Source organism: Acidovorax sp. NB1 (assembly GCF_005405905.1).
Taxonomy (GTDB): Bacteria; Pseudomonadota; Gammaproteobacteria; order Burkholderiales; family Burkholderiaceae_C; genus Acidovorax.
The window spans coordinates 220,889-241,962 of sequence record NZ_BJHU01000013.1 but is presented as its reverse complement, the minus strand read 5'-3'; the positions used below and the strand labels follow the sequence as shown (position 1 = coordinate 241,962).

At 66.2% G+C, this 21,074-nt stretch carries 22 protein-coding genes; 14 read left to right on the top strand and 8 right to left on the bottom strand.

Features of this window, described 5'->3' with window-relative positions:
* The first annotated feature begins 53 nt into the window (after window positions 1–53).
* Window positions 54–926 carry an acetyl-CoA carboxylase, carboxyltransferase subunit beta gene (gene accD / locus AvAM_RS05850; protein ID WP_137746206.1) on the top strand — a complete coding sequence of 291 codons (873 nt, stop codon included), beginning with the start codon at window positions 54–56 and terminating at the stop codon, window positions 924–926.
* A gap of 110 nt (window positions 927–1,036) precedes the next feature.
* Here the strand turns inward: accD and AvAM_RS05845 are convergent, their stop codons facing one another.
* Window positions 1,037–1,585 (bottom strand): YggT family protein, encoded by a 549-nt coding sequence (locus tag AvAM_RS05845; protein ID WP_137746205.1) that lies wholly within the window; start codon window positions 1,583–1,585, stop codon window positions 1,037–1,039.
* Between the two features lie 96 nt (window positions 1,586–1,681).
* Here AvAM_RS05845 and AvAM_RS05840 point away from each other — a divergent pair, with 96 nt between their 5' ends.
* The 13 genes from AvAM_RS05840 (at window position 1,682) to AvAM_RS05780 (ending at window position 15,642) form a co-directional block, all read left to right on the top strand.
* Entirely contained in the window at window positions 1,682–2,323 is a 642-nt protein-coding gene (locus AvAM_RS05840) for an LON peptidase substrate-binding domain-containing protein (protein WP_137746204.1), read from the top strand.
* Between the two features lie 98 nt (window positions 2,324–2,421).
* Window positions 2,422–4,344 carry a nucleoside-diphosphate sugar epimerase/dehydratase gene (locus AvAM_RS05835; RefSeq protein WP_137746203.1) on the top strand — a complete coding sequence of 641 codons (1,923 nt, stop codon included), beginning with the start codon at window positions 2,422–2,424 and terminating at the stop codon, window positions 4,342–4,344.
* Window positions 4,341–5,573: a lipopolysaccharide biosynthesis protein gene (locus tag AvAM_RS05830; RefSeq protein WP_137746202.1), complete on the top strand. Its 1,233-nt coding sequence runs from the start codon at window positions 4,341–4,343 to the stop codon at window positions 5,571–5,573. Before AvAM_RS05835 ends, AvAM_RS05830 begins: the two co-directional genes overlap by 4 nt.
* Window positions 5,557–6,138 carry an acyltransferase gene (locus AvAM_RS05825; RefSeq protein WP_137746201.1) on the top strand — a complete coding sequence of 194 codons (582 nt, stop codon included), beginning with the start codon at window positions 5,557–5,559 and terminating at the stop codon, window positions 6,136–6,138. The genes AvAM_RS05830 and AvAM_RS05825 overlap by 17 nt, the downstream gene beginning before the upstream one ends.
* Complete coding sequence (locus tag AvAM_RS05820; protein WP_137746200.1) at window positions 6,135–7,202, top strand: glycosyltransferase; 1,068 nt, start codon at window positions 6,135–6,137, stop codon at window positions 7,200–7,202. The genes AvAM_RS05825 and AvAM_RS05820 overlap by 4 nt, the downstream gene beginning before the upstream one ends.
* 20 nt (window positions 7,203–7,222) lie before the next feature.
* A complete protein-coding gene (locus AvAM_RS05815) occupies window positions 7,223–8,236 on the top strand; it encodes a glycosyltransferase family 2 protein (RefSeq protein ID WP_375708139.1) in 1,014 nt (337 codons plus the stop codon).
* A complete protein-coding gene (locus tag AvAM_RS05810) occupies window positions 8,233–8,931 on the top strand; it encodes a methyltransferase domain-containing protein (RefSeq protein WP_137746198.1) in 699 nt (232 codons plus the stop codon). The genes AvAM_RS05815 and AvAM_RS05810 overlap by 4 nt, the downstream gene beginning before the upstream one ends.
* A 67-nt stretch (window positions 8,932–8,998) precedes the next feature.
* Window positions 8,999–10,327 carry a UDP-glucose/GDP-mannose dehydrogenase family protein gene (locus AvAM_RS05805; protein ID WP_137746197.1) on the top strand — a complete coding sequence of 443 codons (1,329 nt, stop codon included), beginning with the start codon at window positions 8,999–9,001 and terminating at the stop codon, window positions 10,325–10,327.
* 30 nt (window positions 10,328–10,357) lie between these two features.
* A complete protein-coding gene (locus AvAM_RS05800) occupies window positions 10,358–11,539 on the top strand; it encodes a DegT/DnrJ/EryC1/StrS aminotransferase family protein (RefSeq protein WP_137746196.1) in 1,182 nt (393 codons plus the stop codon).
* Window positions 11,539–12,171: a sugar transferase gene (locus AvAM_RS05795; protein ID WP_137746195.1), complete on the top strand. Its 633-nt coding sequence runs from the start codon at window positions 11,539–11,541 to the stop codon at window positions 12,169–12,171. The genes AvAM_RS05800 and AvAM_RS05795 overlap by 1 nt, the downstream gene beginning before the upstream one ends.
* Before the next feature lie 82 nt (window positions 12,172–12,253).
* Window positions 12,254–13,798, top strand: coding sequence for a lysine--tRNA ligase (gene lysS / locus AvAM_RS05790; RefSeq protein ID WP_137746194.1), 1,545 nt, complete (start codon window positions 12,254–12,256; stop codon window positions 13,796–13,798).
* A 78-nt stretch (window positions 13,799–13,876) separates the two neighbouring features.
* Window positions 13,877–14,911 (top strand): diguanylate cyclase domain-containing protein, encoded by a 1,035-nt coding sequence (locus tag AvAM_RS05785; RefSeq protein WP_137746193.1) that lies wholly within the window; start codon window positions 13,877–13,879, stop codon window positions 14,909–14,911.
* A 62-nt stretch (window positions 14,912–14,973) separates the two neighbouring features.
* Window positions 14,974–15,642 (top strand): mechanosensitive ion channel family protein, encoded by a 669-nt coding sequence (locus AvAM_RS05780; protein WP_249367977.1) that lies wholly within the window; start codon window positions 14,974–14,976, stop codon window positions 15,640–15,642.
* A gap of 72 nt (window positions 15,643–15,714) precedes the next feature.
* Here AvAM_RS05780 and nagZ read toward each other — a convergent pair whose 3' ends face one another.
* The 7 genes from nagZ to AvAM_RS05745 all read right to left on the bottom strand — a co-directional run bounded on the left by nagZ (window position 15,715) and on the right by AvAM_RS05745 (window position 21,036).
* Complete coding sequence (gene nagZ / locus AvAM_RS05775; RefSeq protein ID WP_137746191.1) at window positions 15,715–16,806, bottom strand: beta-N-acetylhexosaminidase; 1,092 nt, start codon at window positions 16,804–16,806, stop codon at window positions 15,715–15,717.
* Between the two features lie 76 nt (window positions 16,807–16,882).
* A complete protein-coding gene (gene acpS, locus AvAM_RS05770; RefSeq protein ID WP_137746190.1) occupies window positions 16,883–17,275 on the bottom strand; it encodes a holo-ACP synthase in 393 nt (130 codons plus the stop codon).
* A gap of 62 nt (window positions 17,276–17,337) precedes the next feature.
* Complete coding sequence (locus tag AvAM_RS05765; RefSeq protein ID WP_137746189.1) at window positions 17,338–18,129, bottom strand: pyridoxine 5'-phosphate synthase; 792 nt, start codon at window positions 18,127–18,129, stop codon at window positions 17,338–17,340.
* Window positions 18,126–18,893 (bottom strand): DNA repair protein RecO, encoded by a 768-nt coding sequence (recO, locus tag AvAM_RS05760; protein ID WP_137746188.1) that lies wholly within the window; start codon window positions 18,891–18,893, stop codon window positions 18,126–18,128. Before recO ends, AvAM_RS05765 begins: the two co-directional genes overlap by 4 nt.
* Window positions 18,894–18,988: 95 nt before the next feature.
* Window positions 18,989–19,993, bottom strand: coding sequence for a GTPase Era (gene era / locus AvAM_RS05755; protein WP_137746187.1), 1,005 nt, complete (start codon window positions 19,991–19,993; stop codon window positions 18,989–18,991).
* Complete coding sequence (gene rnc / locus AvAM_RS05750) at window positions 19,990–20,673, bottom strand: ribonuclease III (protein WP_137746186.1); 684 nt, start codon at window positions 20,671–20,673, stop codon at window positions 19,990–19,992. The genes era and rnc overlap by 4 nt, the downstream gene beginning before the upstream one ends.
* Window positions 20,674–21,036: a DUF4845 domain-containing protein gene (locus AvAM_RS05745; RefSeq protein ID WP_137746185.1), complete on the bottom strand. Its 363-nt coding sequence runs from the start codon at window positions 21,034–21,036 to the stop codon at window positions 20,674–20,676.
* Window positions 21,037–21,074 lie beyond the last annotated feature (38 nt).

Sequence of the window (21,074 nt, the reverse complement as noted above, 5' to 3'; positions counted from 1 at the left end):
CCAAACGCCTACCGGCTGCGCTGACAGATCTCGCCACTGAAGAGGAAAACACCATGTCCTGGCTCGAAAAACTTCTGCCCTCCAAGATCCAGCAAACCGACCCTACCGAGCGCCGCCAGGTGCCCGAAGGCCTGTGGATCAAGTGCCCGAGCTGCGAAACGGTGCTCTACAAAGCTGACCTGGAACACAACCAGAACGTCTGCCCCCACTGCAGCCACCACCACCGCATCGGCGCCCGTGCGCGCCTGGACTCGTTTCTGGATGCCGAGGGCCGTTACGAGATCGGCCAGGAAGTGCTGCCCGTGGACGCTCTCAAGTTCAAGGACAGCCGCAAGTACCCTGAACGCCTGAAGGAAGCACTGGAGAACACCGGCGAGACCGATGCCCTCATCGTGATGGGCGGTGCGGTCAAGAGCATCAACGTGGTGGCCGCATGCTTCGAGTTCGACTTCATGGGCGGCTCCATGGGCTCCGTGGTGGGCGAGCGCTTCGTGCGCGGCGTGGAAACCGCCATCGAGCAAAAGGTGCCCTTCATCTGCTTTACCGCCACCGGCGGCGCACGCATGCAGGAAGGCCTGCTGTCGCTGATGCAGATGGCCAAGACCAACGCGGCCCTCACCCGCTTGGCCAAGAAGGGCCTGCCCTACATCAGCGTGCTGACCGACCCGACCATGGGCGGCGTGAGCGCTGGCTTCGCCTTCGTGGGCGACATCGTGATCGCCGAGCCTAAGGCCCTGATCGGTTTTGCGGGCCCCCGCGTGATCGAATCCACCGTGCGCGTGACCCTGCCCGAAGGCTTCCAGCGCGCCGAATTCCTGCAGACCAAGGGTGCTGTGGACTTCATCTGTGACCGACGCGAACTGCGCAACACCGTGTCCAGCAGCCTGGCCATGCTGCAGCGCCTGCCGGCTGACGCAGTGATGTAACGCCTGATGGGATCAATGGCCTGCGCGACTTGCACGGCCATTTGCTCCTCAATTGATAGCTAAAAAAGCTTACCTATTGCGCGGAAGAGTCATTTTTTGGACTCTCCCGTTCAACGCATGACGCTGGCCTGCACATGGCCCAGCACAATCATCACGACCTGCAGCAGCACCAGGGCCACCAAGGGCGAGAGGTCGATTCCCCCCACCAGCGGGATGATCCTGCGCAAGGGCCGCAGCACCGGCTCGCACAGTCTGGCGATCACGTCGGACAACGACGAACGCGCCTGCACCCACGACATCACCGCGTAGACGATCAACAGGCCAATCAGCCCTGACACTGCCACCCGCGCCAGGCCACACAGGGCCAACCACGGCAACCAGGCCCACGCCGATGCCGCGCCAAGCAACAAAGTCAGCAGGAAATACTGCGCCAGCTGCAGCAGCGCAGCGGCCACCAGGCTGGACACATCCCAGCGCCCCACCGGAGGAATGACCCGGCGCAGCGGCATGATCAACCAGTCCGTCAGGGCAAACACGAGCCCCCCCACTGGGTTGCCAAACGGAACACGCTGCCACTGCATGTACAGCCGCAGCAAACACGCGCCCGTGAGCAAGCCACCAACAACGTCGAGCAGGAAAGAGGCGATCTGGAAGAGCATGTATGGATAAGGGGCAGGCGGAACAAAAACCGGTGGCGGCACTGAAAGCGGGTTGCTCCGTGGGATGATAGCGGGCCCAGGCGCCTCACCACGGTCATGTCCCAGTCCCTCACACTGTCATCTCTGCCCCTGTTCCCGCTGAACTCCGTGTTGTTCCCGGGCGGCGTGCTGACGCTGCGAGTGTTCGAGGTGCGCTACCTGGACATGGTGCGCAAATGCCACCAAGCAGGCGCCCCCTTTGGCGTGGTATCTCTGACCCACGGCCACGAAGTGCGCCAAGCGGGTGCGCCAGAAGAGCGTTTCAACGATGTCGGTACCCTGGCCATCATTGAGCAACTGGATCATCCCCAGCCAGGCCTGATCACCCTGCTCTGTCGCGCCAGCCAGCGTTTTCGCATCACCCGGCGCCATCACCTGCCCCACGGTCTATGGACCGCAGACGTGAACCACATGGCCCCTGACCTCTCCGTGCCCGTCCCCGACGACCTCAAGAAAGCGGCGATTGCTCTGGCGCAGGTGCTTCACACTCTCCAACAACGCGACCCCGAAACCCCCAGCGCCATCACGCCCACAGATGCACAACTCGACGATTGCGGCTGGGTGTCCAACCGCTGGTGCGAGCTGCTGCCTGTACCCCTGGAACTCAAGCAACGGCTGATGGAGCTCGACAACCCTTTGGTGCGGCTGGAGTTGGTGGGGGATGTGCTGGAGAGGACGGGGATTGCCCCCACGCAGTGAAGAGTGGAAGCCCCCCGTCGCCCGTCGCCCGTCGCCCGTCGCCCGTCGCCCGTCGCCCGTCGCCCGTCGCCCGTCGCCCGTCGCCCGATTTCACACCCATGCTAAGCCTCATCCTGGGTTTGTCCCGCGCAGCCAAACGCCTGGTGGTCGTGGCCATGGATGTGTGCCTGGGGCTCGCAGCTGTGTGGCTCGCCTTCACACTGCGGCTGGAAACCCCCCACTGGCCGCAAGGCATGCAGTGGCTGGCCTACGCGCTGGCGCCGGCGCTCGCGTTTCCCATCTTTGCCAAGCTGGGACTGTACCGCGCCATCTTCCGTTACACCGGCATCACAGCGCTCATCACCACGGGCAAGGCCGTCGCCATCTATGGCGCCTTGCTCCTGGCCTGCCTGCTGGCCGCGCAATGGGAGGGGGTTCCCCGCAGCGTCGGCATCCTGCAGCCACTGCTGTTCATGCTTCTGGTGGGTGCCAGCCGTGCACTGGGCTGGCTGGCGCTGGCGGGCCGCAGCCGGCATGCGCCGTATCGCCTGTTGATCTACGGTGCGGGCAGCGCGGGGGCACAGACGGCAGCTGGCCTGGGCAACATGCGCCAGTACCGGCTCAAAGGCTTTGTGGACGACGACGCCAGCAAGATCGGCCGCAGCATCAACGGCGTACGCGTGCACTCGCCCCAGGCCCTTGCCGACGTGGTGCGCCGGCTCGAGATCACCGACGTCCTGCTCGCGCTGCCCAGCAGCACGCGCCAGCGCCGCCGAGAGATCATCGAAGGCATGCGGGACCTGCCCGTGCGCATCCGCACCTTGCCGGGCCTGTCGGACTTGGCTAGCGGCCGGGTCACCGTCACCGACTTTCAGGACCTGGAGATCGAAGACCTGCTCGGCCGCGAACCCGTAGCGCCCGACCCCGGGCTGCTCGGCCGCAATCTCTCGGGCACCGTGGTGCTGGTGACTGGTGCCGGTGGAAGCATCGGCAGCGAACTGTGCAGGCAGATCGTGCGTGAGCAGCCCCGGCAACTGCTGCTGGTGGACCACAGCGAGTTTGCGCTCTACAGCATCCACCACGAACTGCAGGCGCTGGCGCAGCAGGGAGAACACGGCTGCGAGCTGGTGCCGCTGCTGGCGAACGTGACACACCGGGACCGCATGGCGGACATCTGCCGCCACCATCGCCCTGCCTCCATCTACCACGCCGCCGCTTACAAGCACGTGCCCATGGTGGAGGCCAACGCGGGCGAAGGCATCCTGAACAACGTGTTCGGCACGCTGGCCATGGTGCAGGTAGCCGTGGAGCACGATGCCAGCCATTTTGTGCTGGTGTCCACCGACAAGGCGGTGCGGCCCACCAACATCATGGGCGCCACCAAGCGCGTGGCCGAGATGGTGCTGCAGGCGGTCGCAGCATCGCCGCACAGTCCCTTCGGCCGCGCTGGGGACGGCGACGTCGGTGAGGCCCCCCCCTGGAAATGCAGCACGAGCTTTTCCATGGTGCGCTTTGGCAACGTGCTGGGGTCGAGCGGCAGCGTGATCCCCCTGTTTCGCCGGCAGATCGCCGCTGGCGGGCCCATCACGGTGACCCACCCCGACGTCACACGCTACTTCATGACTATCGCCGAAGCCGCCCAGCTGGTGCTGCAGGCCGGCGCCATGGCCGAAGGGGGCGATGTGTTTCTGCTCGACATGGGCGAGCCGCTGCAGATCCTGGACCTGGCGCAGCGCATGGTGGCGCTGTCGGGCCTTACGGTGCGCGACGCACAGCACCCTGCGGGCGATATCGAGATCGTTTTCACCGGCCTACGCCCTGGCGAAAAGCTCTTCGAGGAACTCCTGATTGGCGACAACCCCTTGCCCACCGCCCATCCCCGCATCCTGCGGGCCCGCGAGGAGTACCGCCCCTGGGGTGATCTGCGCGCCCTGCTGCACGCATTGCAGCGGGCTGCGCAGGCGGGCGACCGCAGCGCCATGACGGCCCTGCTGCGGCAACTGGTGCCGGGCTACCAACCTGACGCCGCGGCAGCGCCATGAAGCCAGAACTTTTGCGCGCCACGCTGACCCTGCTCACGGGCAGCGTGGCAGCCCACGCCATCCCCTTGCTGCTCGGCCCTGCGCTCACGCGCCTGTACAGCCCCGAGGCCTATGGGCAGTTTGCGCTGCTGTGGGCGGTGTCCACCAACATCGCGGTGGTCGCCTGTGCCAGGTATGATTTCGCGCTGCCGCTGGAGACAGCCGACGAGGGCGCCGCCGAATTGATGGCGCTGTGCGCCCGCATCCTGCTGGCCGTCACCGCAGCATCCGCCGCCGTGGGCGCGCTGCTGGCGCTCTGGGGCGATCTGCCGCTGGCGTGGAGCCTGCCCCTGGCCGTGGCGGCGGGAGGCGCCATGCAGTGGCTCACGATGTGGGCCACGCGCTCCCAGCTGTTCGGGCTGCTGGCGCTGGCCAGGCTGTTGCAGCAGGGGGGCGGCGCCATCGTGCAGCTGCTGCTAGGCCTGCTGAAGATGGGTCCGATGGGGCTGATGCTGGGGTCTGCCGCCACCGCGCTGGGCGCCGCGTGCCTGCTGGCGCGCCCAGCACCGGCGGGGGGCTGGGCAGCACTGTGGCGCATGCCGAGGCAGGCACTGACCGACGCCGCGCGGCGGCATAGCGACTTCCCGCTGCTCAACACGCCCCACGCATTTCTCGGGGCCCTGCAAGACACGCTCACGCTGGTGCTCGTGGCTACCCTGACCGGTGACGCGTCTGCGGGCGTCTGGGCGCTGGCATTGCGCTATCTGAAGGCTCCGGCGACGCTGGTGGGCGGGGCCTTGTCGCAAACCCTGTATCCACGCCTGCTCAGGGCCCCAGGAGATGGCGAAGCGCGTGCCATCGTCCGGCGTGCCATGCTGGGGCTGGCGGCCATCGCGCTGCCGCTGGCGGCCGTGCTGCTGCTGGCCGGCCCCCAGGCCTTCACCCTGGCGTTCGGCGACCAGTGGACACAGACCGGCGAACTCGCCCGCGCGATGGCGCCCTACATCGCCCTGCATTTCGTCGCGTCCCCGCTGGCGGTGGTGACCATGGCCTGGAAAGCCCAGGCCTGGGCGCTGCGCCTGGCGCTGGCCGGACAATGCCTGTTCTTTGCAGGCTTGGTGCCCGGGCTCTATCTGGGCGGCCTGGCCGGCGCCGGGTGGGGCATTTCGGCCAGCATGCTGGTCTACTTTGGTTACTATTTCTGGGCACTGGCGAACTGGAAGGACATCCCCCATGAGAGCGCTGCTTAACCGCTGGCGTCGCAGCCTCTGGCAGGCACTTTTCTACCGCATGGTGTTCGGCGAACGCGACGCAGCTGGCCGCGAGCTTGCCCACACGCGTATCGCGCCCAGCACCTGCATCGAAGGCTCCGAAGGCCTGCAGTTGTCCGACCATGTGTTCATCGGACAGTTCAACTTCATCGACGCCACGGCCGGCCTGCGGATCGGCGAAGGCGTGCAGGTGACCAACTTCGTGAGCATCGTGACCCACAGCTCCCACCGCGCCATCCGCCTGATGGGCCGGGGCTACGCCACCCACGAGGGCGCCAGGCCCGGCTACATCAGCGCCCCGGTGCAGATAGGCGCCTACACCTTCATCGGCCCGCACAGCCTGATCGAGGCGGGTTCGCGCCTGGGCAAGGGGGTGGTGGTGTGCGCCTATGCACAGGTGCGCGGCGAGGTGCCTGACTTCGCCATCGTGGCCGGCGCTCCAGCGCGCCAGATCGGCGATGTCCGCGAGCGGGACGCCCAGTTGCTGACGCAGTTCCCCGAACTCGTGGCGCACTACGAATCCTGGGCGGGGCCGCTGCGATGAAACACGCCCCACCAAGGCACCTGTGCCTGCTCGGCGACGCCACCAGCCCGCATGTGCAGCGCTGGGCGCGCGAGATGCAGCAGCGCGGCTGGTGCGTCTCGCTGATCACGGCCCGGCCTGCTCCCTTGGCGGACGTTGAGGTCCGCACGCTGCGGCCGGTGCGGCGCTCCATCGACTGGCTCTTTCGCGTGCGCGAAACGAAGCGCCACCTGCGCGAGCTGGCACCCGACATCGTGCATGCCCACTACGTCACGTCGTACGGCTACCTCGCGGCCCGATGCGGCCGGCACCCGCTGGTGATGACGGCATGGGGCACCGACCTGCTCGTGACCCCGCTCAAGAGCCCGTGGATGCGTTGGCTAACGGCCTGGACACTGCGCAAGGCAGACCTCATCACCGGCGACTCGGCCAGCCTGATGGAAGCCGTGGCGCGGTTCGGCCCCGCCTGCCCGGCCGAGGAAATCCACTGGGGCGTGGACCTGCATCGCTTTCGCCCCGTGCCCTGGAACAACAAACCCGCCGTGCAACTGGTGAGCCTGCGCGCATGGGAGCCCAACTACTGCATCGACACCATCGTCGAGGCCTTCGCACGGCTGCGCGCCGGGCTGCCGCACCTGGACTTGCGCCTGCATCTGCTGGGCGGCGGCAGTCTCGAGGCAGCGTTGCGCCAGCAGGTACACACCGCGGGCCTGCAAGGGTGCGTGCTCCTGCACGGCCGGCTGGACGACGCGGGCATGGCGCACGTGCTTGGCGACTGCAGGATCTCCGTCTCGGTGCCCGACAGCGACGCCACATCGGTCGCAGTGCTCGAAAGCATGGCCTGCGGCCTGGCCGTCGTCGCCAGCGACCTGCAGGCCAACCGGCACTGGCTGGGTGCGCAATGGCTGGTCAATGCCGGCGACGCCGCGGGGCTGGCGGACACTTTGCGCACGCTCGTCACCGACGACGCCACGGCGCGTCTGGTGGGCGAGCGCAATGCGGCGCGCATCGCTAAGGACGGCGACCGGGCCATCCAGATGGACCGGGTGCATGCGCTCTATCAACGACTTGCAGGCGCGCAGTGAACATGCAGGAGGACCGTGACTTGAACCCGCTCATCAGCGTCATCGTGCCGTGCCGCAACGAGCGCCAGCACATCGACGCGTTCTGCGATTCGGCCATCAGCCAGGTGCTGCCCGAGGGCTGGCACATGGAAGTGCTCGTGGCCGACGGCGACAGCGATGACGGCACCCGCGAGCGGCTGCTGGAGCGCTGCGCCGCAGACACCCGCCTGGTGCTGGTGGACAACCCCGGACGCATTGTCTCCACAGGCCTGAACGCGTGCATCGCCAGGGCCAGGGGCCGCATCATTGCGCGCCTGGACGTGCACAGCCAGTTCGCGCCGGACTATCTTGCGCAGTGCATACAGGCCCTGGAGCGCACGGGCGCCGACAACGTGGGCGGCCCGTGGGTGGCCCGCGGCACCGGGCCCACGGGCGTGGCGGTGGCGGCGGCCTTCCAGTGCCGCTGGGTGGTGGGTGGCGCACGCTCGCGCGACGTGCAGTTCGAGGGCGCCGTCGACACCGTCTACCTGGGCTGCTGGCCACGCAGCGTGTTCGAGCGCTTCGGCCACTTCGACGAAGCCCTGGTGCGCAACCAGGACGACGAACACAACCTGCGGCTGCGCCTGGCTGGCGCCCGCATCTGGCAAAGCCGGCTGATCCGCTCCACCTACCATCCACGCGACTCGCTGCGGCACCTGTTCTCGCAGCAGCGGCAGTACGGCTACTGGCGGCCTTTCGTCATGCGCAAGCACGGCCAGCCGGGTGCCCTGCGCCAGCTCGTCCCGGCCATCTTCGTGGCCGCCGCGTGCGCCGGCACCGCGCTGCTGCCCTGGACGGCGCTCCCCTTCGCGGGCCTCGCCCTGGCGTACGGCACCTATCTGCTGGCCGCATCTGCGGCAGCAGCCCGGGCTGCGGGCGACTGGGCCCTGCTGCCCCGGCTGCCGGCGGCCATCGCGGCCTTCCACGTGGGCTATGGGCTGGGCACGTGGCGGGGCCTGTGGGACATCGTGCGGTCCCGCCAGCCTTCTGCCGACTTTGCTCGGATCACACGATGACGGAGCAAGAACCAGATGCCGTCAAGGCGCGCTATGCACGGCGCGACGCCGCCGCCGACGAAGCACGCTACAGCCTGTACGGCAATGCCGCTGCCCTGCAGGCCCAGCAGGAGCGCCTGCGCGCCATGGTACGCACCTGGGCTGACCATGGCTGGCCCAGCCTGGGCAGCCGGCGCATGCTGGAAGTGGGCTGCGGCAGCGGCGGCAACCTGCAAGACCTGCTTCGGCTGGGCGCCACCCCGGCCTGCCTGACCGGTATCGAGTTACTGCCCGCCCGCGCGGCGCTGGCGCGGCGTCTTCTACCGAAGGACGTCACGCTGCTGGAAGAAGACGCCGTTCACGCCAACATATCGCCCGCCAGCCAAGATGCAGTGTTGGCATTCACTTTGTTCAGTTCGCTGCTGGATGCGGGGTTTCGCCACCAGATGGCGCAAGTACTGTGGCGCTGGGTGGCACCGGGAGGGGGCGTGCTGGTGTACGACTTTGTGGTGGACAATCCCGGCAACCCCGATGTCCGGCGCGTTCCGCTGCAGGAACTGCAAGCACTGTTCCCAAAGGCGCACCTGCAGTCGCACCGCCTGACGCTGGCACCGCCCATCGCACGCAGGCTGCCGGCGTGGATGGTTGCACCGGCGTCGCAACTGCTGCGCCCCCTTCGGACCCACCGCCTCACATGGGCGGTTAAACCTCGATGAACACCTCCGCCCACACCGGGCGCCTCTCGCATGTTGCACATGCCGCACGAGAAGCGCTGCACCGCATATGAAGATCACCGTCATTGGCACAGGATACGTGGGCCTCGTCACCGGGGCATGCTTTGCAGAGATGGGCAACCATGTCGTATGCATGGACCACGATGCCGACCGCATCGGCACGCTGCGCGAGGGGCACATCCCCATCCACGAGCCGGGCCTTGCAGACATCGTGGTGCGCAACGCGCATGCGGGCCGGCTGCAGTTCAGCACCAATGTCGCCCAGGCCGTGGCGCACGGCGTGATCCAAATGATCGCGGTGGGCACGCCGGCAGGCGAAGACGGGTCGGCCGACCTGCAGCACGTTCTGGCTGCTGCGCGGGCCGTGGCACAGCACATGGCGCAGTACAAGCTGGTGGTCACCAAGAGCACCGTGCCGGTGGGCACCGCGGACAAGGTGCGCCAGGCCATGGACGCGGTGCTGGCCTCACGCACAACCCAGCCTGCCTACTCCATCGCATCCAACCCGGAGTTCCTCAAGGAGGGCTCCGCTGTGCAGGATTTCATGCGGCCCGACCGCGTGATCGTCGGCACCAGCGACCCTGAGGCTGCCAGCCGGCTGCACACGCTGTACGCCCCCTTCATGCGTAACCGCGACCGGTTCGTGGTGATGGACGTGCGCAGCGCGGAGTTCACCAAGTACGCGGCCAATGCGATGCTGGCCACCCGCATCAGCTTCATGAACGAGCTGGCGCTGCTGGCAGAAACGCTGGGCATTGACATCGAGCATGTGCGCAACGGCATGGGGATGGACCCGCGCATCGGAACGCACTTCCTGTACGCTGGCGCCGGCTATGGCGGTTCGTGTTTTCCCAAGGATGTGAGCGCGCTGCTCAAGACAGCCTCGGACCATGGGCACCATCTGCAGGTGCTCGAAGGTGTGAAGGCCGTCAACGACCGGCAAAAGGGTGTACTTGTGCGCAAGGTCAGGGACCGCTTCGGCAAGGACCTGACCGGCCTGCGGTTCGCACTGTGGGGCCTGGCATTCAAGCCGGGCACGGACGACATGCGCGAGGCGCCGAGCCTCACCATCATTCAGGAGCTGCTGCAGCACGGAGCCCAGGTCTGCGCCTACGACCCCGTCGCCATGGCGCAGGCCCGCGCGGTGCTGGGCCACAGGGACGGCCTGCATTTTGCGGACAGCGCCAGCGATGCCCTCGAAGGCGCCACGGCCCTCCTCATCGTGACGGAATGGAAAGAGTTTCGCAGCCCCGACTTCGACCGCATCGCAGCCACCTTGCAGGCGCCCGTCATCTTCGACGGCCGCAATCTTTTTGAACCCGTAGAGGTGAAGGCGCTGGGCCTGGAGTACCACCCCATAGGCCGCGCAGCGCACTGACCCCAGCCCCATCGATTGCCTGACCCCACGATGCCCCACCCCGCCGTACCGATTGCTCCCACCAGCTTCCTGCCGTTCGCTAGGCCAGATATCGGGCCCGCCGAGATCGAAGCCGCCAGCGCCGCCATGCGCTCGGGGTGGGTGACCACCGGGCCCAAGACCAAGGAGTTCGAGCAGGCGTTCGTGCAGTACCTGGGCGGCAACGGGATCGAGGGGATTGCCGTGAACTCGGCCACCGCAGGCCTGCATCTCGCCCTGGAAGCCCTGGGCATCGGCCCCGGGGATGAGGTGATAGCGCCTACGCTGACCTTCACGGCCACGGTGGAAGTAGTCCGCTACCTCGGGGCCGACCCAGTGCTGGTGGATGTGGACCCGGTGACGCTGAACATCGACCCCGCCCAAATTCGCGCGGCCATCACGCCCGCCACGCGGGCCATCATGCCGGTGCATTACGGCGGCCTGGCCTGCCCTATGGACAAGATCCTTGCGATTGCCCGGGAGCACGGGCTCAAGGTGGTGGAAGACGCAGCCCACGCGCTGCCCACCACCTGGCAAGGCCAGGTGGTGGGGCAGTTGCAGTCCGATGTGACCGTGTTCAGCTTCTATGCCAACAAAACAATCACCACCGGCGAGGGCGGCATGGCAGTCACCCGCGACCCAGCCATCGCCCAGCGCATGCGAGTGATGCGCCTGCACGGCATGAACCGCGACGCCTTCGACCGCTTCACTTCCAAGACGCCGGCCTGGTACTACGAAGTGGTCGCCCCGGGCTTCAAATACAACATGACGGACATCGCGGCCGCCATGGGGGTGGAGCAACTGGCGCGCCTGCCGGGCTTCGTGCAGCGGCGCCAGTATCTGGCGGCCCGCTACCGCCAGCATTTGGCCTCGCTGCCACTGATCCTGCCGGCCGATGCCCTGGAAGGCGACACGCACGCCTGGCACCTGTATGTCATCCGGCTGCAGGAGGGCTCCCGTTTGGACCGCGACGGCGTGATTCAGGCGCTGTCGGACCGGGATATCGGCACCAGCGTCCACTATGTGCCCCTGCACCGGCATCCCTATTGGAGGGACCGCTACCAACTCACGCCGCAGATGTTTCCGCATGCCGAAACTGCCTACCAGTCGATGATTAGCATCCCTTTGTTCACGGCCATGAGCGACGCAGACCAGGACCGCGTGATCGCGGCGCTTCACGAGGTATTGGGCTGATGCCCAAGCGCCTGTTTGACATCGCTTTTTCGGCGCTGGCGCTCGTGCTGCTGGCACCCTTGCTGGTGGCCGTGGCCGTGCGGGTCCGGCTTGACTCGCCGGGTGGCATCTTCTTTCGGCAGACGCGCATCGGGCGCGCGGGTCAGCCCTTTCGCATCTACAAATTCCGCACCATGCGGGCCGGCGCAGACGCCGCCGGCCCCGCGATCACGGTGGGGGACGATGATCGCATCACCCGCGCGGGCCATTGGCTGCGGCGCACCAAGCTCGATGAGCTGCCCCAGTTCATCAACGTGCTCGCGGGGGACATGAGCATCGTGGGTCCACGGCCCGAGGTGCCCCTGTACGTGGCGCTGTACCCCGCCGAACTGAGAGACACCGTGCTTAGCGTGCGCCCGGGCATCACGGACCTAGCATCCATCGAGTTTCGGGAAGAGAGCACGCTGCTGGGCCACAGCAGCGACCCGGAGCGCACCTATGTGGAGCAGATCCTTCCTGTCAAATTGCAGTATGCCGCTGACTACGCAAGTTCGCACACCCTCTGGGGCGACTTCCAGATCGTGGTACGGACCGCCGCTGCGCTGTGGGGAAGCCACCCGCGAGGGGACATGGCGCAAAAAGACGGCACATAACCGATAAAATGAGGAGTTTGGCTCAGGCCCGACCCTTCGGGTAGGCCAGCCCCTTCCACGCCACCGCACCGACGGCCTCCATATGTCAGACCAGAACCTCGCCCCCGCTCCCCAGGACGACAACCAGCTCATCGCCGAGCGCCGCGAAAAGCTCCGCGCCTTGCGCGAAGTGCAAGCCAATGGTGGCGGCGTGGCCTTCCCCAACAACTTCAAGCCTGCCCACAAAGCGGCGCAGTTGCACCTGGAGCATGGCGAGACTGCAAACGAAACGTTGGAGGCAGCACCCGTCAGCGTCTCCGTGGCTGGCCGCATGATGCTCAAGCGCGTGATGGGCAAAGCCAGTTTCGCCACCATCCAGGACGGCTCGCTGGGCGACGTGGGCGGCCGCATCCAGCTCTATGTGACCCGTGACGCCGTGGGCGAAGACCTGTACGCCGCGTTCAAGCACTGGGACCTGGGCGACATCGTGGGCGCCGAGGGCACGCTGATGAAGACCAAGACCGGCGAGCTGTCGATCAAGGTGACCAGCCTGCGCCTCTTGACCAAGAGCCTGCGCCCCCTGCCCGACAAGTTCCACGGCATGGCCGACCAGGAGCAAAAATACCGCCAGCGCTATGTGGACCTGATCACCGACGAGCAGGCCCGCAAGCGCTTCATGGCGCGCAGCAAGGCGGTGAGCGGCCTGCGCGAGTTCATGGTGAGCCACGGTTTCCTGGAAGTCGAAACCCCCATGCTGCACCCCATCCCGGGTGGGGCCAACGCCAAGCCGTTCGTCACGCACCACAACGCGCTGGAGCAGGAGATGTACCTGCGCATTGCGCCGGAGCTGTACCTGAAGCGCCTGATCGTGGGCGGCTTCGAGCGGGTGTTCGAGATCAACCGCAGCTACCGCAATGAAGGTATCTCGGTGCGCCACAACCCCGAGTTCACCATGATGGAGTTCTACGCGGCGTACTGGAACTACCTGGACCTGATGGACTTCACCGAGACGCTGATCCGCGAGGTGGCTTTGAAGGCCACAGGCTCGCTGCAGCTGAGCTACGGTGGGCGCGACGTGGATCTGAGCCAGCCTTTTGCCCGCCTGACCATCCGCGAAGCCATCTTCCAATACACAGAAGCAGGCGCCCATGTGGACGATGCCGCCTGGCTCATCAGCGCCCTCAAGAAGCTGGGCATGACGGAAGAGAAGGACAAGCTCTCCACCCGCTCGCTGGCCAGCCTGCAGGTGTTCTACTTTGAAGAAACCGTGGAAGACAAGCTCTGGCAGCCCACCTTCATCATGGAGCACCCCACCGAAATCTCGCCCCTGGCACGTGCCAACGACACCCGCCCCGAAGTGACGGAGCGCTTCGAGCTGTACATCACCGGCCGCGAGTTCGGCAACGGCTTCAGCGAGTTGAACGATGCCGAAGACCAGGCCGCGCGCTTCCACGCCCAGGTGGCGGCCAAAGACAGTGGCGACGACGAGGCCATGTTCTATGACCACGACTTCGTGCGTGCACTGGAATACGGCATGCCCCCCACAGGGGGTTGCGGCATTGGCATTGACCGGCTCATGATGCTGCTGACCGACAGCCCGAGCATCCGCGACGTGATCCTGTTCCCGGCGCTGCGCCGCGAATCCTGAGCCTGTGCGAGGCCCCGGGGCCATGTACTCCGGGAGCCCGAGACCGCGCCTTTCTTGAAGGCGCCAAGGAGACCCACCGTGCCTTTCAGCTCCAGCAACGCCCCCTACCCGGCCCCCGAGCCCCTGCCCACCGGCAATGCGTTCTCGGTGCTGGTGGTGGAGGACCAGGGCTCCGTGCGCGCAGCGCTGGTGGCCGAGTTGCGGCGTGCTGGCGTGTCCGACATTTTCGAGGCGCCCGAGGGCCAGGCTGCACTGCACCTCTTCAAGACCCACCGCCCAGACCTGGTGCTGCTCGACATCAAGCTGCCCGGCCAGGACGGCTACTGGGTGGCCCAGCAGATGCGCGAAAGCGAGGCGGGCGACTGGACACCCATCATCTTCCTGTCCGGCCTGGACAACGAGCTGGATGTGTGGCGCGGCATCGAGGTGGGCGGCGACGACTACCTGGTCAAACCCGTCAAACCCATCGTGCTCATGGCCAAGCTGCGTGCCATGCGGCGCCTGCTGGACATGCGCCGTCGGCTGGTGACGATGTCGGCCGAGCTGCATGCGGCCAACCAGCGCCTCAATGAGATGGTGGAGATCGACGCCCTCACCGGCCTGGTCAACCGCCGAGGCTTTGACCGCATCCTGCACAACGAGATCCTGGCCGCACGGCGCGACGGCACGCCGCTCACGCTGATGCTGTGCGACCTGGACCACTTCAAGCTCTTCAACGACGCCAGCGGCCACGTGCAAGGCGACGCCTGCCTGAAAGAGGTGGGCCGCCTGCTGCGCGAAGTGTGCGTGCGCCCCCGGGACGTGGCCTCGCGGTACGGCGGCGAAGAGTTCGCCCTCATCCTGCCCAACACGCCCCGCTCGGGCGCGATGACGTTTGCGCGTGCGCTGGGGCAGTTGCTCAAGGTGCGGGCCATTGCGCATGCCAACTCGCCCCTGGGCAGCACGCTCACGCTGTCGGGGGGCATTACCACCTGCGTGCCCGACGACAGCACCAATGCCGAGAGCATGATCATGCGTGCCGACCAGGCCCTGTATGCCGCCAAGGCCCAGGGCCGCAACCGCTTCTTCAGTTTTGAAATGCAGATGGACACCGTGGAGCAACTGCGCAATTGAGTTTCTTTTCCGCCTTCTCGTTTGACGCCACGGAGCGCAATGCACGCACCGTGGCCTCCCGCATGCAGCTCTTGAAAACCCGCCTGCCCGACTGGGTGCAGGACTGGCTGGAGGTCATCATCCCCGGCACGCAGATCCTGCTGATCCTGTTCGCCGCCTGGCTGCTGCAGCGTGTGCTGCGCCGCATCGTGCGCCGCGCCAGCAGCCATTACCAAGTGCCCGATGAGCTGGTGGTGCCCATGAACGGGCTGATCCGCTGGATCATCGTGGCCAGTGCGGCGCTGCTGGTGCTGGAGCGCATGGGCGTGTCGGCCACCGTGCTCTGGACCGCTTTCACCGGCTTTGCCACGGTGGGGGCCGTCGCCTTCTTCGCGGCGTGGAGCGTGCTGTCCAACCTGTTTTGTGCGCTGCTGATCTTCACCGTGCGGCCGTTCAAGATTGGTGACTACATCGAAGTGCTGGACACCGCCGAAAAGCCTGGCGCCAAGGGCCGCGTGGTGGACATCAACCTGCTCTACACCACGCTGGAAGACCACGGCGCCGCAGCCGGACAGGTGGCCTGGCTGCAGATTCCCAATGCGCTGGTGTTCCAGCGTGTGGTGCGCAGGTTTCAGGGGGTACCACCACCCCCTGCCCCACAGCTCACCGCCGCAGCGGAGGCCGGTGCAGCCGCCAATGCCTCTGCAGCCGCACCGGCGCCCGTGACGCCGAGCCCTTTCAACACCCCCTAACGCTGCACCTGACGGGGGGACAGGACACAGCAAGGCCTGTCTGCCTGCCGCTGGCAGGTCGGGGCATGGAGGTCAGGGCAAGAGATCCAGCGCCTGCATGTACGCAGGCTGCAGCATCAGTTCGTCCCAGGGCTGGGGCAAGGTTTCGGGCAGCAGCGCCAGGCGGCGCGATTCGCTGTCTGCGCTGGGCTGCCAGCGGCCCTGCTTGCGCGCCTTTTCCAGGCCGTCGATCAGCTCGTCCACCGCCTGGCCGTCGCCCAGGCTCTGGTTGCACAGCAGCACCAGGTCGCAACCCGCCTGCAGCGCTGCAATGCCGGCATCGGTGTAGCTGACCACCTGGCCGTCCAGGCGGCGCGCGCCCTCCATGCTCAGGTCGTCGCTGAAGATGGCGCCATCAAACCGCATCTGGCGGCGCAGGATGTCTTGCAGCCATCGTTGCGAAAAACCGGCGGGGCGGCTGTCCACCTTGGGATAGATGACGTGGGCGGGCATCACGCTGGTGAGCGTGCTGCTGAGCCAGGGGTACGGTGCGGCGTCGTCGGCCAGGATGGCCTTGAGGCTGCGCTTGTCCACCGGCACATCGGTGTGCGAATCGGCCTTGACGAAGCCGTGGCCGGGAAAGTGCTTGCCGCAGTTGGCCATGCCCGCCTGCAGCAGGCCGTGCATGAGGCTCTTGGCCAGCAGCGCCACCACGCGTGGGTCGCGGTGGAAGGAGCGGTCGCCAATCACGCCGCTTTCGCCCCAGTCAAGATCGAGCACGGGCGTGAAGCTGAAGTCCACGCCACAGGCGCGCAACTCGGCCCCCAGCACATAGCCCGCTGCTGTGGCCGCATTGGTGGCGCGCAGCGCGCCGCTGCCAGGCACGGCCTTGGCGCCCTGGCCGTCATCCATCCACATCTCGCCCAGCGCGCGCATAGGCGGCAGGTGGGTGAAGCCATCGGTGCGAAAGCGCTGCACACGGCCGCCTTCGTGGTCCACACAGATCAGCAGGTCGTCGCGCACCGCCTTGATGCTGCTGGTGAGCTGCAGCAGCTGCGCGCGGCTTTCCCAGTTGCGGGCAAACAGGATCACACCGCCGGTCAGCGGGTGGACCAGGCGGCGGCGGTCCACGTCGGTGAGTGTGGTGCCCGCCACGTCGAGAATCAGGGGTGCGTGTTCAGTCATCGGAATCCATCAGAGATTTACTATCAAAACAATAGCTATCAGCGCTTACCAGTTGCGCGGGAAAGGCCAATTTTCTTTAAATTTTCTCGACCACACAGAAGCTGGCGGCGTAGTCGGTCTCGTCGGTCACGCTCAGGTGTGCCTTCAGCCCCTGGGTCTCGAACCACTCCTTGAGCGCGCCGTGCAGCACGATCACCGGCTGGCCGGTGGGCAGCTTGGCCACCTCGCAATGGCGCCAAGTCATGGGCATGCGCATGCCCAGGCCCACGGCTTTGCTGAACGCTTCCTTGGCGGAGAACCGCGTGGCCAGGTAGCGCAGGCCCCGGTCGGGCCAGCGGCGGCTGCGCTCGCGCCAGGTGGCCAGCTCGCCTTCGGCCAGCACCTTCTCGGCAAACCGATCGCCATGGCGCTCCAGGCTGGCGGCGATGCGGCGCACGTCGCAGATGTCGGTGCCAATGCCGTAGATCATGGGATTTTTTTGAATAAAAATGGCTGCTACCGCGCGACCATCATGCCTTAGCAGCTATCAAATCAGGAGTTAGCGACTGGACGAGCAAACCCGGCCTGGATACACGCCAGGTAGGCCAGCACCGTGGCGGTGTAGCCCAGCTCCAGAGCGTCGGCAATGAGGGCGTGGCCAATCGACACCTCCAGCACGCCGGGCACTTCGCGCACAAAGGCCTCCAGGTTGTCGCGGTTGAGGTCGTGGCCTGCATTCACACCCAGGCCTGCGTCCAGCGCGGCTTGCGCGGCGGCGGCGTAGCGCTTGAGTTCCACAACATGCTGCGGCGTGCCCCAGGCGGCGGCGTAGGGCTCGGTGTACAGCTCCACCCGGTCGGCGCCCACGGCCCGGGCGGCAGCCATCTGCTCGGGCACCGGGTCCATGAACAGGCTCACGCGCACGCCCAGCGCCTTGCATTCGGCGATCAGGGGCTTGAGGCGCTCGGCGTCTTGCGGAAAGCTCCAGCCGTGGTCGCTGGTGAACTGGTCTTCGCTGTCGGGCACAAAGGTGGCCTGGTGGGGCCGCACCTGGCGGATGAAATCCATCAGGTTCTGCGAGGGGTTGCCTTCGATGTTGTATTCGCGGTCGGGCCAGGCCTTCATCAGCGCAGCCAGCTCAAACACGTCGTGGCTGCGAATGTGGCGCTCGTCCGGCCGGGGGTGCACCGTGATGCCCTGCGCGCCCGCCTGCAGGCACAGCTCGGCCGCGCGCGTGACGCTGGGGATGCCCAGGTGGCGCGTGTTGCGCAGCAGTGCGACTTTGTTGACGTTGACCGAGAGGGCGGTGGCGGGGTGCGAAGCGGGATGGGAGGGCGGGTTCATAGGGCCTGCAGATCAATCATGAGCTGGCGGGTGCGCAGCATCGGGCTGCCGCAATGGTATTGCAGCACGGTACGCAGCTGGGGCTTGAGTTCTGCTGCGATGGGGGCACAGGCGCGCAGCGTGGCGGTGTAGCTGGCCGAGCCATCGTCCAGCGCGCGTTGCAAGGCCATCCACTGACGGCCCGCCAGCGCCGCGCGGTCGGTGGCGGACGCTACCCGCAGGCCGCCCTCGGCCACCAGGGTGTAGCGGGCGTCGGCGTTCAGCGGCTCCAGCGTCATGGTCTGCGCATCCAGGCTGGGCAAGAGACCGATCTCGCGCAGCAGCAGCAATTCAAAGCTGCGCAGCACAGGCTCCAGCGCGTCGCCATGTTCGCTGGCCAGCACGCGCACCACACCGGCGTAGGCGTCGAACAGCGCGGTGTGTGCATCGGCCCGCGCCAGCAGGCGCAGCAGCAGTTCGTTGAGGTACAGGCCCGAGAGCAGCGCATCGCCGGTGGGCATCACATGGCCGCCCACCCACTCGGCACCCTTGAGGGTGTGGATGTCGGCCGTGCCGTCGCCCGCCAGGGTGTAGGTGAGCAGCAGGGGCTGCAGCGGCAGCAGCACAGGGCGGAAGTTGGAACTGGGCTTCTTGGCACCTTTGGCCACCAGGGCCACACGCCCCTGGCGGCGGCAGAAGACTTCCAGGATCAGGCTGGACTCGCTCCAGTCGTAGCTGTGCAGCACGAAGGCGGGCTCATCGGCAATGCGCTTGGCGGCAGCCACGGTGCTTTTTCTGGGAAGGTGGTGCGAGAGGGTGACAACAACAACCTGCCGCTGGGGACGGCAGGCCAGCCGGTGGGCGAATCAGGGCCCGCAGTTCACTCGTAGCCGAAGGAGCGCACGCGCGCTTCGTCGTCGGCCCAGCCCGAGCGCACCTTGACCCAGAGTTCGAGGAACACCTTGGCATCCATGAGTTTTTCCAGCTCCTGGCGGGCCTCGGTGCCGATGCGCTTGAGGCGCTCGCCCTTGTCGCCAATGACCATCATCTTGTGGTTGTCGCGCTCGACCACGATGGTGGCGGCGATCTTGACCAGGCGCTTGTGCTGCTTGCTCTTTTCTTCATCGAATTTGTCGATGACCACGGTCGAGGTGTAGGGCAACTCATCACCCGTGAAGCGGAACAACTTTTCGCGCACGGTTTCGGAGGCCAGGAACTTCTCGCTGCGATCGGTCAGCTCGTCCTCGGCGTACCACCAGGCCTGCTCGGGCAGGTATTTGGCGCAGATGCCAAACATGCGCTCGATGTCGCCCTTGTTCTTGGCCGACATGGGCACGAATTCGGCGAACGGGTGGCGCTCCTGCATGCTCTTGAGCCAGGGTGCCAGCTCGGCACGGCGGTGCACCATGTCAAGCTTGTTGGCCACCAGCAGCGTGGGAATGCCGGGCTTGAACAGGGAAAGCACCTTGGCGTCAGCCAGCGTGAAGTTGCCGGCTTCGACCACGAACAGGATCAGGTCCACATCGCCGATCGCGCCCATTACGGTCTTGTTCAGCGACTTGTTGAGCGCCGTGGCGTGGCGTGTCTGGAAACCCGGCGTGTCCACAAAGATGAACTGGGTTTGCTCCCGCGTGCGGATGCCCGTGATGCGGTGACGCGTGGTCTGCGCCTTGCGCGAGGTGATGCTGATCTTCTGCCCCACCAACGCATTGAGCAGCGTGGACTTGCCCACGTTGGGCTTGCCCACAATGGCGATCACGCCACAGCGCTGCCCCGGCACGGCAGCAGGCACCGCAGCGGCGGCCAGCATGGCCTCCAGGTCGTTTTGCACGGGAGCGCCTTCTGCGCTCTCGTCACCAGCTACATTTTTCGTAGCATCATTCATAAATTCTTTGCTTTCAATGTGGCCAGCATGGCCGCAGCCGCCGCCTGCTCACCCGCCCGGCGCGAACCACCGATGCCACGCTCGGTCAGGCCCAGTTCGGGAATATCGCACTCGACATCAAAGGTCTGGCGGTGGGCCGCGCCCACAGTCGCCACCACCTGGTACTGCGGCAGCTTCATTTTGCGGCCCTGGAGCCACTCCTGCAACGCGGTTTTGGCATCCTTGGAAGCGGCCTGCATCTGGGGATTGATCTCCACCCCTTCAAACAGCCGGTGCACCAGCGCTTCGGCACTGGCATAACCCGCATCGAGGTATACCGCGCCAATCAGGGCCTCCAGGGCGTCGGCCAGAATAGACGGGCGCTGCTGCCCACCCGACTTGGCCTCGCCCTCCCCCAGACGCAACACCTCGGAAACCTTGAGCCGCAAGGCCAGCTGGTGCAAGGTGTCTTGCTTGACCAGGTTGGCACGCACCCGCGACAGATCGCCCTCGGGCAATGCGGACAGCCGTTGGTATAGCAGACTGGCCACCGCTAGGTTCAGGACGGAGTCGCCCAGAAATTCGAGCCGCTCGTTGTGGTCCGCAGAAAAACTGCGGTGCGTGGTGGCACGCTGGAGCAGCGCAGGATTGGAAAAGACATGCTGCAGGCGGCCCTGCAGCGCGATGAGACCTGACTGCACCTAGTTGGTCTGCGCTTCAAAGCGGTAGACCAGATAGGCTGGCCCCGCCAGAGGGATCTCACGTGCGTACTTGAACGACACGATCACTTTGTCACCGCGTTTGGTGACCTCCAGGTCTTTGCCCTGAATCGACCGGATGTCGTCAATTGCTGCGGCACGATCAAAAGCAGCACGCACCCCAGTCACCGTGTCTTCGACCTTCGCCTTTTCAATGGCCCTCTTAGCGGCCGTGTACTCCAAGTAAATAGGCACGGACTGACCTCCGATGGCAAACACCGCTACCGCGATCAGACCAATAAAAACCAATCCAAAAAAGGACAAACCACGCTGACGCGAACGGCTTGCGGTACGATTCTTATGCATAAATAACCCCCTCACTATGTGGTGTGCGGCAACTGCGC

Coding starts and splice junctions, on each gene's coding strand:
- AvAM_RS05745 (WP_137746185.1), bottom strand. CDS start 21,036: ATGCATAAGAATCGTACCGCAAGCCGTTCGCGTCAGCGTGGTTTGTCC.
- era (WP_137746187.1), bottom strand. CDS start 19,993: ATGAATGATGCTACGAAAAATGTAGCTGGTGACGAGAGCGCAGAAGGC.
- AvAM_RS05800 (WP_137746196.1), top strand. CDS start 10,358: ATGCCCCACCCCGCCGTACCGATTGCTCCCACCAGCTTCCTGCCGTTC.
- AvAM_RS05780 (WP_249367977.1), top strand. CDS start 14,974: ATGCAGCTCTTGAAAACCCGCCTGCCCGACTGGGTGCAGGACTGGCTG.
- accD (WP_137746206.1), top strand. CDS start 54: ATGTCCTGGCTCGAAAAACTTCTGCCCTCCAAGATCCAGCAAACCGAC.
- nagZ (WP_137746191.1), bottom strand. CDS start 16,806: ATGACTGAACACGCACCCCTGATTCTCGACGTGGCGGGCACCACACTC.
- AvAM_RS05830 (WP_137746202.1), top strand. CDS start 4,341: ATGAAGCCAGAACTTTTGCGCGCCACGCTGACCCTGCTCACGGGCAGC.
- AvAM_RS05835 (WP_137746203.1), top strand. CDS start 2,422: ATGCTAAGCCTCATCCTGGGTTTGTCCCGCGCAGCCAAACGCCTGGTG.
- acpS (WP_137746190.1), bottom strand. CDS start 17,275: ATGATCTACGGCATTGGCACCGACATCTGCGACGTGCGCCGCATCGCC.
- AvAM_RS05765 (WP_137746189.1), bottom strand. CDS start 18,129: ATGAACCCGCCCTCCCATCCCGCTTCGCACCCCGCCACCGCCCTCTCG.
- lysS (WP_137746194.1), top strand. CDS start 12,254: ATGTCAGACCAGAACCTCGCCCCCGCTCCCCAGGACGACAACCAGCTC.
- AvAM_RS05810 (WP_137746198.1), top strand. CDS start 8,233: ATGACGGAGCAAGAACCAGATGCCGTCAAGGCGCGCTATGCACGGCGC.
- AvAM_RS05840 (WP_137746204.1), top strand. CDS start 1,682: ATGTCCCAGTCCCTCACACTGTCATCTCTGCCCCTGTTCCCGCTGAAC.
- AvAM_RS05820 (WP_137746200.1), top strand. CDS start 6,135: ATGAAACACGCCCCACCAAGGCACCTGTGCCTGCTCGGCGACGCCACC.
- AvAM_RS05825 (WP_137746201.1), top strand. CDS start 5,557: ATGAGAGCGCTGCTTAACCGCTGGCGTCGCAGCCTCTGGCAGGCACTT.
- AvAM_RS05845 (WP_137746205.1), bottom strand. CDS start 1,585: ATGCTCTTCCAGATCGCCTCTTTCCTGCTCGACGTTGTTGGTGGCTTG.
- AvAM_RS05795 (WP_137746195.1), top strand. CDS start 11,539: ATGCCCAAGCGCCTGTTTGACATCGCTTTTTCGGCGCTGGCGCTCGTG.
- AvAM_RS05805 (WP_137746197.1), top strand. CDS start 8,999: ATGAAGATCACCGTCATTGGCACAGGATACGTGGGCCTCGTCACCGGG.